Here is a 14,146-nt window from a genome sequence, read left to right as displayed (position 1 = left end):
GGAGGCTATGTTGCAGCACGGTTATCGAATCGGCGATGGCTACTTCGAGACAGCGGTTCCGATTCCGGTGGTGCCGTAGCCGTTGCCGCAATAGAACATCCGCAGATGGTCTCCTTCGCGGATCACGGTTGGGTATTCGACCATCTGTTTTTCCCAGCCCGAACCGTTGGGAGTGAGTTGCAGGTTGTCGTCCGATTTAACTCCGCGGCGCCAATAGATGCCATCGTCCGATTCGGCGTACGCGATCGAATAAAAGCCCCATCGCGTGCCGATCGCTGAATACCACATGCGGTACAGGCCGTCGTCATCCCGCAGCACCACGGGGCCAGCGACGGCGATGTTTTCGTAGTCGCGTTCGGGGTTGCGGAGCATCACGGCGCCACGCTTTTCCCAGTGGATGCCGTCGTCGGAAACCGCCAGGCAGATCGTCTTCTGCTGGTTGAGCGCATGCGCCTTGCCGGTCGTTGGACATCCGGTGTAATAGAACCACCACTGCTTCGACCCGTCGGGCTGATCGACCGCGATCAACGATCCGCCAGCGATCCCGATCGCGTCGGGAGTGCCGTATTCTCCGCTGGGAGCTAGAACCGGCGGGCGATCGCTGCGAGTCCAGTTGATTCCATCGCTGCTGGTCGCCACGCCAAGTCCTGGAAAGGAGCTCAGCCCCACGCCACGCCCGGCGTTGCCGGTGTAATACAGATGCCACTGCGCCTCGCCAAATTTGACAGCATGTGGCAGCACGCACCACTTGGCGTCAAACGAACCGGGGGCGCCGGAGCCGAACAGCGGACCTGTTCGCTCCCAATCTGCGAGGTCGCCAATTGCCGACGTCGCCATCCCGAGCGTGTGCGTCCCCGCCTTGTCCCTGCCGGCGTAGAAGACGCGATAGTTGTCGCCGCTGCGGACGACCCATGGGTTCATGCAACGCGTGGCATCAAATCCTTCGCCCCGCGGCGGTATCACGGGATTGTTTTTATTGCGAACCCACTCCACCGGACGCTTCAATTTCGTGAACTCTTCGGTGTTGGACATCTGCATCGCAACGACTTCTTTGTTGCCACGGACGATCCCGTACAGCGATCCGACGTCGCTGCGGTCCCATGCGATGCCCTGCCCCGCGATCGGCGCGGCCAGTGTGTTGACATGGATCAATTCGCCGTCGGCCTCAGGAACGTCCAAAACATACAGTTCGCCGCGATCGTGCCCGGTCACGTACAGGTTGCCGTTGGGGCCAAAGCTGCCGCCGGAGTTGCTGTTGGGCAGGAATCGCTGAACGACCGGTTCCGGGAAACTCCAGTGGCCTGTCGGTTTCCAGTTGTCGTCGTATCGAACCAGCTGGGTTCGGCTGGCCTCTTCGCCGTAAAACGCAAACACGATCCACCACGCGTCGTGTTGGCGATCGATCCAGTTGATCGCTCCTTCGCTTTCGGGAAACGCCTTGCTCTCCAAAGGTTTCAGCGTCGCGGCGTCAAAGATTTCAAGCGTGTTCTTCAGCGGCGAGGCGGGCCAGTTGGAATGGGCACAATACAGACGGCCGTCGTAGACGAGACCGCTGTTCAGATGCTGGATCGTCGAATCGGCGGGTGCTGTCCAATTGGCGATCGGTTTGTTGGTTTGTTTTTCATAGCGACCGATCGATTGGCTGGAGATCGCGCAATAAGAAGTCGCGTCGACGGCGACGGCCTGTTGGGCTTCGGCGGCGGCGAAGCGGTTCAGTTCGCGGATCGATGGTTCAGCGGCACCACAGGCGGGAGCCACGAGAAACAAGGCGACCGCGACGACAATGCGGTTTGAGAAGGAGAGTTGCATGCGATTCATTTGGGGCAGGATTTTCAAAGGTGGGCAGACGAAGGTAAGCTGGAACTATGTTACACGACTGCCGTTGTCGGTTCTTTGGCTGCGGTTGGAATCTTGGAAAAATTGAAGTGCCCCGTCCGTGGCGGCGACGCTCAGGAGCTCAGCGAAGTGAAGATTTGGATCGATGCCGATGCGGCTCCCATGGATGTCAAGCAGATCGTATTTCGCGCCGCCAAGCGATTGGATGTCGAAACGATTTTGGTCGCCAACCGAATGATGGAGGTTCCCGCCAGTTTGTCGATGGTTCGATCGATCCAGGTTCGCGAGGGAGCGGATCAGGCGGATCGCTACATCGCAGCGGAGGGCCAGCGAGGCGATCTGGCGATCACGGCCGATCTGCCGTTGGCGGGTGACTTAGTCGAGAAAGGGTTGTTTGTGATCGACCCGCGCGGCGAAGAGTATTCGCCCGAAACGATCACCAGCCGGTTGTCGATGCGTAACTTTATGGACGACCTTCGCGGTGCGGGGATGGTTGTCGGCCGAACCGCTCCCTACGGCGAGACCGATAAAAAAGCGTTTGCCGCCACCTTCGACCGCCTGTTGACCCGAGCCCTCCGGTTGGCCGAGCGTGCGAAGAAGTAGCGGCACTTGTCAAGAGTTTCGGTTGTTGGGTAGGAGCGTCCCGAAGGGGCAGTCATTTGCATAGCCCAGGGCAACGCCCTGGGTGTCATCGGGTGTGTCGGAATCGCTAGTCCTGAAAGGGCGGCTCTTCTTCGCTTGCCCTTACAGGGCGTCATCCATTAAATGCTTTTCCGGCCCCCAGGGCTTCGTCGCCCTGGGCTATGCAAATGGCTGCCCCTTCGGGGCGTATCGCGTCACTATCTCGCTCGGCCGGCGGCCCATTGCTTGAGTCCTTCCAGACGCTGTTGGCCGCGGACGAAGTAGCTTTCGTCGAGCGATCGCAGGTGATCGGCATAGGCTGCTTCGCGGTTGCTTTGGCAATCGACGTCGCTTGTTGTCAGACGCTGGTCGACGAAGATCTCCCGTAGAGCGTCGGCGATCATTTGATGGCCGTGGACCGTCGGGTGGACATGGTCGACCATCCACTTTGCCCCGACCAATCCGTTGCGGCTGTGCGATTGCATCAGTCGATCGACGTCCAGCAGCGGCACCTGTCGTTGCGCGGCGATCGCACGGATCTGACTCTGCATCGAACTGCGAATCCGCAACGGGCAACTGTCGTTGTCGGCGGCAAGTGTCAGTTGTTGCCGCGCCGTCTCGATTTCCCCGGCCTGCAACATCAGTCGCCCCAGCCGATACGCGACGCTTGGGTTTGGGGGATCGATCGCTTGCGCCGTGCGAAGCGCCGCGATGCGGTCGGCTGCCGCGGCCTGTTCGTCGGTCGCTGTCGCCATCGCCACGTCGAATGCTCGCTGATCGGAATCGTCCAGCGGCACCAGCGGTTCCGATTTGAATGGCGGACAATCGACAAGGTTCCTCGCCGGACAGCAGACGATGACCGGCACATTCCGCTGCCTGCAATAGGCGATCATCGCGTCGAGGTTGTCGGCAAACGCCTCTTCCACCGCCTCGCGCGGCGGCGCATCGGGATGATATTCCGCCAGGCCGCCTTGGTTGTCCAGCAGTGCGTCGACGTTGTGAGTCAGCAATTCGCGGGTGCTCGGTTCCAACGCGGCGTCGGCGAAGATCTGGCTGCGCAGCAATTGAAACGTCCTCATCCGCTCCACCGCACTCAGCGACGGGACTAGCCAGTCGGGCAAGCGTTGCAGCTGGCCGAACGACTGACGCTCCAGAAATTCATTGTGTCCGATGTATAAGATGATCGCATCGGGTTGGTATTGGAGCACTTCGTCGAGGATCGCCGCCACGCGATAGCTGGCATATGAAACGCCGCCGCAATTGACAACTTCCCATCGATGTCGGGGATGACACGACTGCAGCGCCAGCCCCAGCCAAGTCGAAAACGCTGTCTCGATTTGATAGGGGCGGCCCTGGACGGTCGAACCTCCCAGCACAAAAACGCGTCTCAGGTCGGCTGGCTTTTCAGCGACAAAAGAATCGGGGCGGAACAGGTTCAACCGATCCGGAGCGATCTCATACCGTCCGGTCGCCCGATTGAGAAGGAACAGGCGACGCGTGCCGTTGGCTTCGCCGATCGCTTCGATCCTCGATTCGGCTCGCGGCAAATCGAGCACCCAGAGGGTCGATTCGATCATCAGCAATGGCAGCAAGCCGATCGCGAGGGCGATCAATCGAAAGGCGATCCCGCGGGCTCGGCACACTCGCCAAAAGCCAGCTCGGGCGATATGCTTGGAAGCCTTATTGATTGGATACAAGTCCCAACGAATCCTGGAAAATCATGTCCACAACAGCCCAATCCGAACCTGTATTGATTGCCGGTCAATGGCGGCCCGCTTCGCTCGACACCGCGAATACTAACGTATTTCAAGCGACCGATCCAAGCAACATGGAATTGCTGAGCCCTGTTTTTCCGGTCAGTTCGTGGCAGGATTGCGACGAAGCGCTGAACGCTGCCGCTGCCGCTTATGCTGAACTGCGTCAGCTGCCACGCGAGCGAATCGCTGCGTTTTTGGAAGCCTTTGCCGACCGCATCGACGCCGCCAAAGATCGCTTGGTCGCCGCGGCGAACCGCGAAACCGGGCTGCCTGCCAGCCCGCGATTAGCCGACGTCGAACTGCCGCGGACGACGAACCAGTTGCGTTTGGCGGCCGCCGCCTGCCGCAGTGGCGATTGGGCCGCCGCGACGATCGATACCAAAGCGGGCATCCGATCGTGTTACCAGTCCTTGGGGCCGGTCTGCGTCTTTGGCCCCAATAACTTTCCGTTCGCCTTCGGCAGCCTCAGCGGAGGCGATTTCGCCGCCGCGATCGCAGCGGGCAACCCCGTGATCGGCAAAGCGAACAGCTCGCATCCCGAAACGACCAAGATCTTCGCTGAAGAAGCGTTTGCCGCGCTGCAAGCGACCGACCTGCCGACCGCAACGGTTCAATTGATCTATCGTTTGAACCACGCCGATGGCGAGCGATTGGTCGCCGATCCTCGCGTTGGCGCGACCGGATACACCGGTTCGCGTGGCGCCGGTCTGGCGCTCAAAGCGGCTGCCGATCGGGCTGGCAAGCCGATCTATCTTGAATTGTCGAGCGTCAATCCCGTCGCGATCCTGCCCGGTGCGATGGTCGAACGCGGCGATGCGATCATCAAGGACTTTGTCGGTAGCGCCTTGATGGGAACCGGCCAGTTCTGCACCAGCCCGGGGATCATCTTGATGACCAAGGGTGAGAACGCGGACAAATTTGTCGAAGCGGTCTCGGCTGCCTATCAAGCGGCTACGCCCGGCACGTTGCTATCGCCCGCGGTCACGAAGTCGTTGGGGGCGGGAATCCAAACATTGCGCGACGCAGGGGCGGAATTGGTCTGCGGCGGAGGCGATCCGGTCGAAGGTCGCTGTGCCCGATCCAACACGCTGCTGAAAACAACGGGCGGGAAGTTCCTGAGCGATCCCGAAACATTCCAGACCGAAGCGTTTGGCAACGCATCGATGGTTGTGGTTGCCGACGACATCGATCAATTGACCCAAGTGATCGATTCGTTGGAAGGTAATCTGACCGGGTGCATCTATTCGGCGAACGACGGATCCGACGACGCGGTTTATCCGCAAGTCGCCTTCGCGTTGGAACCGAAGGTCGGCCGGATCTTGAACGACAAGATGCCGACCGGCGTCGCTGTCAGTCCCGCGATGAATCACGGCGGTCCCTATCCATCGACCGGCCACCCCGGCTTCACCGCCGTCGGCATTCCAGCCGCGTTGCCACGATTTGCCAAACTGACCTGCTTCGATGCCGTTCGGCCAGCACGCCTGCCCGAATTACTGCAGGACAAAAATCCGACCGGGTCGACTTGGCGGTTCATCGACGGCCAGTGGTCGCAAGCCGACGTTTGATTCGACTTGTTCGATTTTCGTGAACCAAATCGCAGGCCCGGCTGTTGGGCCTGTGTTCGTATTGTTTCCATTCTCTACATCACGCTGCTGTTTTCAGACCTATGACCGACATCCTCTCGGAACTCCGCTGGCGGAACCTGATCCATCAAGTCACAGATGAAGCGGGACTTGCGAAACTCTTGTCCGAAGGTTCTCAAAGCGTCTACGCGGGCTTCGACCCGACGGCCGACAGTCTGCACGTCGGCAGCCTGTTGCCGCTAATGATGCTGCGTCGTTTTCAACGCGCCGGGCATCGTCCGGTCGCGTTGGTCGGCGGTGCGACGGGAATGATCGGCGATCCGAGTGGGAAGAGCGAAGAGCGGAACCTGTTATCGGCCGACCAGCTTGAGAAGAACGTTGCGGGGATCGCGTCGCAGGTTCAGAGTTTCCTCGACTCCGACGGCGACAACGCCGCTCAGTTGGTGAACAACTTCGACTGGATGAAGGACTTTAGCTACCTGAACTTCCTGCGTGATGTCGGCAAGAACTTTCCCGTCGGTGTGATGATGGGGAAGGAATCGGTTAAGTCGCGACTGACTAGCGAGGCGGGGCTCAGCTACACCGAGTTCAGTTACATGCTGTTGCAGGCCTACGACTTTGTCGAACTGAACAAGCAGCTCGGTTGCCGAGTGCAGTTGGGTGGCAGCGATCAATGGGGCAACATCACCGCCGGCATCGACCTCGGTCGCCGGATGGGGACGCCGCAATTGTACGGCATGACCTCGCCACTGCTGCTGACCAGCGATGGCCGCAAGATGGGCAAGACCGAACGGGGAACGATCTGGTTGAGTGCCGAACGGACCAGCCCTTACGAGTTCTTCCAATACTGGCGAAACGTCGACGATAAAGACGTGATGACCTGCTTGCACTACCTGACCGAGATCGACCGCGAGGAATGCGAGTCGCTGGCCCAAGAGCTGGAAACCAATGCAGGTGCCGCGGTCGCACAGAAGCGGCTGGCCGAATGGCTGACGCAGCTGGTCCATGGCGAAGCGGGGCTGAAGAGCGCCCTGAACGCTTCGCAAATCCTGTTTGGTGGCGAGATCAGCGACCTGTCGGATAAAGAGCTGACGCAGATCTTTGCCGATGTCCCGAGCAAGGAGCTGCCGAAGTCGGCGCTCGAAGGTGAGGGGCTTTGGATCGTCGAAGCGTTTAAGACATCGGGGCTCGTTTCCAGCAATGGCGAAGCGCGTCGGGCGGTGCAAGAGGGAAGTGCCTACGTCAACAACCAGCGGCAGCAGGATATCGATATCAAGTTGACGCGTGCCGATCTGGCCAGCGAATCGGTGATGGTGCTGCGTCGCGGCAAGAAGAAATACGCACTGCTGCGATTCGTCTAACGATCGCTAGTGTTCCGCCCCGTCTGCTCGAGGGAGTTTTTATGGTCTTCGTTTGTCAAACCGCCTCCGCGGCGAGGGTTCGTCGCATCGTTGCGATCACCTGTTTGTTGTTGCTTGCTGTGGCCGGATGCCAGAATGCGGACGATCCCGTCGCAGCTCCGCCGGCGGATTCAGCGAAGATCGCGGTCGGGTTTGTCTTCGAATTTGGCGAAGGAGAACCTGTCGAGATCGCACTCGACGCGGTGCCAGCTGGTTCGACGGTCGCCGATGCGATGCGTCAGATCGCGGAGATGCCCGGCACGGTCCAGCTGGAGATCGTCGGGAAGGGCGACATGACGTTTGTCCAATCGATCAACGGCAAAACGACTTCCGGAAACGAAGGCTGGTCGTATTACGTGAACGAAGAATGGGCTCAGGCGGGCGTCGGGGCGATCGAACTGAAAGAGGGCGATCTGGTTCGCTGGACTTATGGCGAGTCGGAGTTCTAAGCGGGCTAGCTTTTCGTTTAACCGCGTGGGCAACGCCCCGCGTTTTTAGTCTGGCACAATCTTGAAGGCGCTTGATTGACCCAAAATGCGATGTGATGAGCGTTTGATCGCGCGATCGGTAGCCGCTGGCGGCGTTTCAGCGGGCCAGAGCGATCGGCGGCTAGGCACCGCTTGGTTCTTCCAGGAACCCGAGCACCGGCATCACGAAGATCTTGCCGTCTCCCATCCGACCGCTGCGGGCGACGGAGACCAGTTTCGCCAGGATCTCCTCGACGCGAGCGTCTTCGACCCACGCGGTGATCTCGACTTTGGGCAGAAACGCCTCGGAATATTCGCTGTCTCCGTATTGGTCGAGATAGCTTTTCTGGCGTCCAAAACCTTTGACCTCGGTGACTGTGATCGCTTCGATCGGCGCACGTTCCAGGCTGCCCAGGACTTTCTGAGCGAGATACGGCTTCACGACGGCGATGACTTGTTTCACGAAAGGGAATCCGTAGGCGACGACTGGAGTTGGGACTCGATCGTCCACTATAACCGGCCTCGCTAGGGGAGAACAAGCGCGGCGGTGGGTTGCTTACGCCCTGGGGCGGTTCGCGTTAAAATCCCACCTTACTGAGTGTTTCCTCCTTCACGCACCCACAATCGTATGTCATTAATCACGCCGCGAACGCTTCGAGGCTTCCGCGATTATCTGCCCGAAGTCATGATGCCGCGGGAACGCTGCATGGAGATCGCTCGCGAAGTTTTCCGCAGTTTTGGCTTCGCGCCGATCGATACACCGGCGCTGGAATACCTTGAGGTTTTGACCGGCAAGGGGAGCGACGAGACCGATCGCCAGTTGTACCAATTTGTCGATCAAGGAGATCGTCACGTCGGGATGCGGTTCGATCTGACGGTCCCTTTCGCCCGCTTTGCCGCCCAGCACATCAACGAATTGGGAACGCCGTTCAAGCGGTATCACATCGCGCCGGTTTGGCGAGGTGAGAAATCGCAAGCGGGCCGATATCGCGAGTTCATTCAGTGCGATTTCGACACGATCGGCACCCAAAGTGTTGCCGCGGACATCGAGACGCCGCTGGTGATTCACTCGCTGATGCTGGCGCTCGGATTTGAAGCGTTCAAGATTCACATCAACGATCGCCGCGTGTTGACCGGTTTGTTGGAGCACTTGGGAATCGCTGAGCACTCGGTCTTGGTGCTTCGGGCGTTGGACAAGCTGGCCAAAATTGGAGCGGACAAAGTCGCTCAAGAGATGCAGGATACGGCTGGCGTCTCCGAATCGCAGGCCCGCGCCGTCCTCGGCTTGGCTGAGATCGATGTCGACGCCAACGATCTCTACGCTCAATTGAGCACGATCACCGGTGAAAACGCCACAGCTGCCCTGGGGATCGAGCGTCTGCAGCAGATGCGCGAAGGGCTCGCTGCCGCTGGCGTTCCTGCGTCGCGAGTGAAGTTGGACCTGACGATCGCTCGAGGACTCGATTATTACACCGGCGTGATTTTCGAGACCTTCCTGGATGCGTTGCCATCGATCGGCAGCGTCTGCAGCGGCGGTCGCTACGACAACTTGGCCGAACTGTTCACCAAGCAGCACCTGCCGGGCGTCGGGGCTTCGCTGGGACTCGATCGCTTGCTGGCGGCGATGGAACAGTTGGAGATGCTTCCGCAAGTGCGAACGCCGGCACCAGTCTTCATCCCGTATTTCGACAAGGGCCAACTGAACGCTTACCTCCAACTGGCGGCAACGGTCCGCGCGGCGGGGATTGGAGTGGAAGTGTTCCCCGAGCCGAAGAAACTGGGGCAGCAACTGAAGTACGCCGATGGCCGCGGGTTCACGCTGGCGCTGATCGCGGGGACGCAAGAGTTCGACGCGGGGACGTGCCAAATCAAAGACCTCCGCGATAAATCGACAACGGAAGTTGAGTGGTCGGCTGACCAGCCCGAACCGTTGCTCGACGCGATTCGTAGCAAATTGAAATCCTAAGCAGCAAGCAGCAAGCAGGAAGTTATCTAGTTTAACCGCGCGGGCGTCGCCCCGCGTTTTTCAAGGCCGCGCGGCCCGATGGGCTCGCGGTTAAACGAAAAAATACAATACGACCTGCTCAAGAGATCCCAATTCACGATATGACTGCTCCACAAATCGACGAACAAATCGCCCAATATTCGCAAACCTGCACCAAGCTGATCGATGAGGTGGGCCGGGTGCTGGTGGGGCAAGAAGCGATGGTGTCGCGTCTGTTGATCGGCATGTTGACCGGTGGTCACATCCTGCTGGAAGGTGTGCCGGGACTGGCCAAGACGCTGACCGTTAGCAGCCTTGCCAAAGCGATCCACACAGGGTTTTCGCGGATCCAGTTCACGCCTGATATGTTGCCCGCCGACGTGATTGGGACCGAGGTCTTCAATCCCAAAGAGGCGACGTACAGCATCAAGCAGGGGCCGATCTTTTCGAACTTGATCCTGGCCGACGAGATAAACCGAGCCCCTGCCAAAGTGCAAGCCGCGTTGTTGGAAGCGATGCAGGAGCGGCAGGTCACGATCGGCACCGAGACGTTCCGGTTTGAGGATCCGTTTCTTGTCATGGCGACACAGAACCCGATCGATCAAGAGGGAACGTATCCGTTGCCCGAAGCTCAAGTCGATCGCTTCATGCTGAAGGTGATGGTCGATTACCCGACTCGCGATGAAGAGCGCAAAGTGGTCGATCGGATGGCCGGTGGCAAACCGATGCCGGAGATCAGTGCGATCGCGACTCCCGAGGATATCATGGGAGCCCGCGGCGTCGTCGAGAAGATTTGGTGCGATGACAAAGTCCGCGACTATGTCGTCGATGTCGTTCGGGCGACGCGGAATCCGGCGGAATTGGGCGTCCGCGGCCTCGAAGGGATGATCGAAACGGGAGCCAGCCCGCGCGGTTCGATCAATCTAATGAAGGCGAGCAAGGCGCATGCGTTCCTGCAAGGCCGCAACTACATCACACCGCACGATGTCAAATCGTTAGCTCCCGACGTGCTTCGGCATCGCGTGATGTTGAGCTACGAAGCGGAAGCCGAAGGCAAAACGGTCGACGACTGCATCCGGCAGATCTTGGACAACGTTCCCGTTCCATAACCGGCGGCAATGGGCACGCGATTCAGCTGGCCAACAGGCGATATAACAACGCGGTAAAGGGGATCACCAACAGCCCCAACGCCGCGGTCAGCAATGCGCAAGCGAACAGAGGGAACTCACCGCGCTCTCTTTTGAATTCCCAATAGGCAGCTGTCACTTCGTTGACCTTCTCGAGTCGAACTCGCATGTTCAGCGAATAGGAGAGCCAGCGGATCGGCACGCCTCGCCGTCGCAGTTCGATCCCCATCGCGGCGATCGACAGGTTGGTCAGCATAAATGAAAACCAGGTCGCCATGCCAAAGCGGATCAGGATCGGGTCGGTCATTATCGAAGGGACTGTCAAAATGTGTGCGTCGTTTATCAGCTTGCGGGGTTCGGTGAGTTCGCGTTGAGATATCGCCGCGAGCTGCATCGATTCTACTCGGAGTGCGATTCACTTTAGCAAAATACCGCGGAAGGGAAAGCGTGTGGCGGTCGGTGTGTGCAGTGGGAATCAGCCGCCACGCGTTAACGTCCGGTTGGCTGGAGAACCGAACGGTAGAGCGTGCCGGTCGATTCTTCAGGCTGAAAAAGACTGAATATCTCTAGAGCGTGGTGACCCCTCTGGTTGTTGCGGGCTGCCTGGTGTGACTGCTTGCAAGGTGGCGTGAGGCGCCGCTGCGAGGGACGTCCGATCTGTCGACTCAGAAAAATTTGTCCTTCGCGCGTGACAAATGAGCCCGGCAAATTGCCTTTCAAGAGAAGCGTGACTCTCTTCTTCTCTTCTCCAGTCATTGGACAAAGGTGTGGTATGAAACCTGCAGATACCTTTCGTGCGCTTTACAACTCGTTGTGGTCCAAATCGAATCGCGCTTCCAAACGGTCGCGCCGCCGCCGTCGCCGACTGCGCAGCGAAACGCTCGAATCGCGTCAGATGCTGGCTGCCGATCTGAATCTGTTCCAACACAACTACTTCGATGCCGAAGATGTAAACGACGACGGAATCGTTTCGCCGGTCGATGCGTTGGCCATTTTGAATGCGATTCAGCGGAATCAACGCGACGAAGGGGGGATGTTCACCGACGTTAACAACGACGGTCGACGCGGTCCGATCGACGCGCTTCGCGTGCTCAACCGGATCAATCGCGGTGGCCAGGATCGCCACGACTCGCCGATCGACAATGGCAGCACGATCCCCGACCTGCCCGATGAGGTCCGTTCGATCGACGGCACGGGGAACAACTTGGAGGATGAGAACCTTGGGGCCGCTGGAACGACGTTGTTGCGAGTCGCCGATGCCGACTATGCCGATGGGATATCGGAGCCCGGTGGCGAGGATCGGCCGAGCGCTCGAGAGATCAGCAATGTGTTGAGCGATGCCAGCGTCGATAGCGAGGGGAACGATCGTGGCCTGTCGGCGTTCCTCTACGTTTGGGGACAGTTCATCGACCACGACATCGATCTCTCGCTGTCTCAAGAGGATGGCGAAACGTTCGACATCGCAGTACCCGCCGGCGATCCGTACTTCGACCCGAGTGGTTCGGGCGACGTGACGATTGGGCTGAGTCGTTCGGTGTACGATTTGACCACCGGCACCTCGGTCGACAATCCGCGGGAACAGGTCAACGCGATCACCGCCTACATCGATGGTTCGCAGGTCTATGGATCGGATCAAGAGACCGCCGACGGATTGCGTTCGTTTGAAGGAGGCCGCTTGGTGATCACCGACGATGGCCTGCTGCCGTTGGATGAATCGGGAATGGTGATCGCGGGCGATATTCGTGCCAGCGAAAACATTTCGCTGACCGCGATCCAAACGTTGTTCGCACGCGAACATAATCGCCTGGCCGACGAAATCTCTGCGGCGGATCCCGATCTGACCGACGAGGAGATCTACCAACAAGCCCGCGCGATCGTGATCGCAGAAATCCAATCGATCACCTACAACGAGTTTCTGCCGGCGCTGTTGGGTAACAATGCGGTCGACTCCTACGATGGTTACGATGCGTCGGTCAATCCTTCGATCGCCAACGAGTTCTCGACTGCCGCGTTCCGGTTTGGCCACAGTACGCTTAACGACGACATCGAATTTTTCGACAACGATGGGCTTGAGGTCCGCGACGAAATTTCGTTGACCGAAGCGTTTTTCAACCCCTCGCTGTTGGAAGAGACGGGGATCGATTCGATCCTGAAATACGATGCTTCGTCGCAATCGATGCAGATCGATTTGGAGGTCGTCGATAGCCTGCGGAACTTCCTGTTCGGGCCTCCCGGTGCTGGCGGTTTTGATCTGGTGTCGCTGAACATCCAACGCGGCCGCGATCATGGCTTGGCTGATTACAACAGCACCCGCGTCGCTTATGGGCTCGATCCGGTCGAGAGCTTCGCCGACATCACCAGCGATGTCGAACTGCAAGGCAAGCTGGAGTCGCTGTATGGCGACGTCAACAACATCGATCTGTGGGTCGGTCTGTTGGCGGAGGATCATGTTCGCGGAGCGTCGGTTGGCGAAACTCATCAAGCGATCATCTCCGATCAATTCGAAAGGATCCGCGACGGAGATCGGTTCTGGTATGAGAACGTCTTCGAAGGTCGCGAGCTGAAAGAGTTGCAGCAGACGACGTTGGCCGACATCATCGAGCGAAACACCAACGTCGAAGGCTTGCAGGAGGACGTCTTCTTCATGAACGCCACGGTCAGTGGAACGGTCACGCAAGCCGTCGACAATTCCGCGTCGAATCGGTCGCGAAGCTCGTCGTCGAATCGGAACAACCATTCGAGTCGCGATGTGGCTGTCGAAGGAGTCGAATTGGAGTTGTTGGATGACGAAGGGAACGTGATCGACAGCACGACGACCGATCGCAAAGGGAGCTATCGCTTCAGCAACTTCGTCCACACGGGCGAGTATCAGATCCGTCTCGCCGAGACCGGTGAAACACTCGACCTCCTCGTCTCCAACGGCGCCACCCGCTTGCGAGGCCTCGATTTCGAGATTGTCGTCTAACGAGTAGGGGCGAGGGGGGATCACATGGAAATGTAGAGACGGACAGGCAGGCCCAAAGCGATTGGGCCTGTTTTCTCGTTTTGTCACCGAGAGAACGGAGCAAGATGCAAGGGGAGGGTTTCCATTCAGGAGGGTGTTGGTTGAACGGAGTTCGCTCCCAATCAACACGATGGTTCTGAGTGACTAACGGCTCCGAACCTTCAGTTGCTCCAACTCCTGGTGCTCCTGTCGATCAGTGAAGATCAGCGGGTCGTAAACAGGAACACTGATCCGCCCTAATCGACGCTGATGACTTCGTGTGAAAAGTCGCCGAACAATAGCTCCGAAACTTTAGTCGCGCCAACTCCTGTCGATCAGTGAAGATCAGTGTCGATCAGTGAAGATCAGTGTCGATCAGTGAAGATCA

11 protein-coding genes are annotated in these 14,146 nt (G+C 58.8%); 7 read left to right on the top strand and 4 right to left on the bottom strand.

Annotated elements, in window-relative coordinates:
- Positions 1-39: 39 nt before the first annotated feature.
- Positions 40-1,809: a glycoside hydrolase family protein gene (locus EC9_RS25720; protein ID WP_246105878.1), complete on the bottom strand. Its 1,770-nt coding sequence runs from the start codon at positions 1,807-1,809 to the stop codon at positions 40-42.
- On the opposite strand from EC9_RS25720, the gene EC9_RS25715 reads away from it, so the two are divergent.
- Positions 1,804-2,439, top strand: a complete 636-nt coding sequence (locus EC9_RS25715) for a YaiI/YqxD family protein (protein WP_246105877.1) — start codon at positions 1,804-1,806, stop codon at positions 2,437-2,439. The two genes, EC9_RS25720 and EC9_RS25715, sit on opposite strands and share 6 nt — an antisense overlap.
- A gap of 236 nt (positions 2,440-2,675) precedes the next feature.
- Here the strand turns inward: EC9_RS25715 and EC9_RS25710 are convergent, their stop codons facing one another.
- Positions 2,676-4,154, bottom strand: a complete 1,479-nt coding sequence (locus tag EC9_RS25710; RefSeq protein WP_145348835.1) for an SGNH/GDSL hydrolase family protein — start codon at positions 4,152-4,154, stop codon at positions 2,676-2,678.
- 23 nt (positions 4,155-4,177) lie between these two features.
- Here EC9_RS25710 and EC9_RS25705 point away from each other — a divergent pair, with 23 nt between their 5' ends.
- From EC9_RS25705 to EC9_RS25695, 3 genes are all read left to right on the top strand, one after another.
- Positions 4,178-5,779 carry an aldehyde dehydrogenase (NADP(+)) gene (locus tag EC9_RS25705; protein ID WP_145348834.1) on the top strand — a complete coding sequence of 534 codons (1,602 nt, stop codon included), beginning with the start codon at positions 4,178-4,180 and terminating at the stop codon, positions 5,777-5,779.
- Positions 5,780-5,880: 101 nt separating this feature from the next.
- Entirely contained in the window at positions 5,881-7,158 is a 1,278-nt protein-coding gene (gene tyrS, locus EC9_RS25700) for a tyrosine--tRNA ligase (RefSeq protein WP_145348833.1), read from the top strand.
- 41 nt (positions 7,159-7,199) lie between these two features.
- Entirely contained in the window at positions 7,200-7,646 is a 447-nt protein-coding gene (locus EC9_RS25695) for a DUF4430 domain-containing protein (RefSeq protein WP_145348832.1), read from the top strand.
- A gap of 160 nt (positions 7,647-7,806) precedes the next feature.
- On the opposite strand, the gene EC9_RS25690 is transcribed toward EC9_RS25695, so the two are convergent.
- On the bottom strand, positions 7,807-8,127 hold the full coding sequence (locus EC9_RS25690; RefSeq protein ID WP_145348831.1) for a P-II family nitrogen regulator: 321 nt from the start codon (positions 8,125-8,127) through the stop codon (positions 7,807-7,809).
- A 165-nt stretch (positions 8,128-8,292) separates the two neighbouring features.
- On the opposite strand from EC9_RS25690, the gene hisS reads away from it, so the two are divergent.
- Positions 8,293-9,630 (top strand): histidine--tRNA ligase, encoded by a 1,338-nt coding sequence (gene hisS, locus EC9_RS25685; RefSeq protein WP_145348830.1) that lies wholly within the window; start codon positions 8,293-8,295, stop codon positions 9,628-9,630.
- Positions 9,631-9,770: 140 nt separating this feature from the next.
- A complete protein-coding gene (locus EC9_RS25680; protein WP_145348829.1) occupies positions 9,771-10,757 on the top strand; it encodes an AAA family ATPase in 987 nt (328 codons plus the stop codon).
- Positions 10,758-10,779: 22 nt separating this feature from the next.
- Here EC9_RS25680 and EC9_RS25675 read toward each other — a convergent pair whose 3' ends face one another.
- On the bottom strand, positions 10,780-11,082 hold the full coding sequence (locus tag EC9_RS25675; protein ID WP_145348828.1) for a hypothetical protein: 303 nt from the start codon (positions 11,080-11,082) through the stop codon (positions 10,780-10,782).
- 465 nt (positions 11,083-11,547) lie between these two features.
- On the opposite strand from EC9_RS25675, the gene EC9_RS25670 reads away from it, so the two are divergent.
- Positions 11,548-13,740: a peroxidase family protein gene (locus EC9_RS25670; RefSeq protein WP_145348827.1), complete on the top strand. Its 2,193-nt coding sequence runs from the start codon at positions 11,548-11,550 to the stop codon at positions 13,738-13,740.
- The last annotated feature ends 406 nt before the right edge of the window (positions 13,741-14,146 follow it).

This window comes from Rosistilla ulvae (assembly GCF_007741475.1).
Lineage (GTDB): Bacteria > Planctomycetota > Planctomycetia > Pirellulales > Pirellulaceae > Rosistilla > Rosistilla ulvae.
Note: the sequence above shows the minus strand (reverse complement) of the source record. Positions and strands in the feature narration are given on the sequence as shown.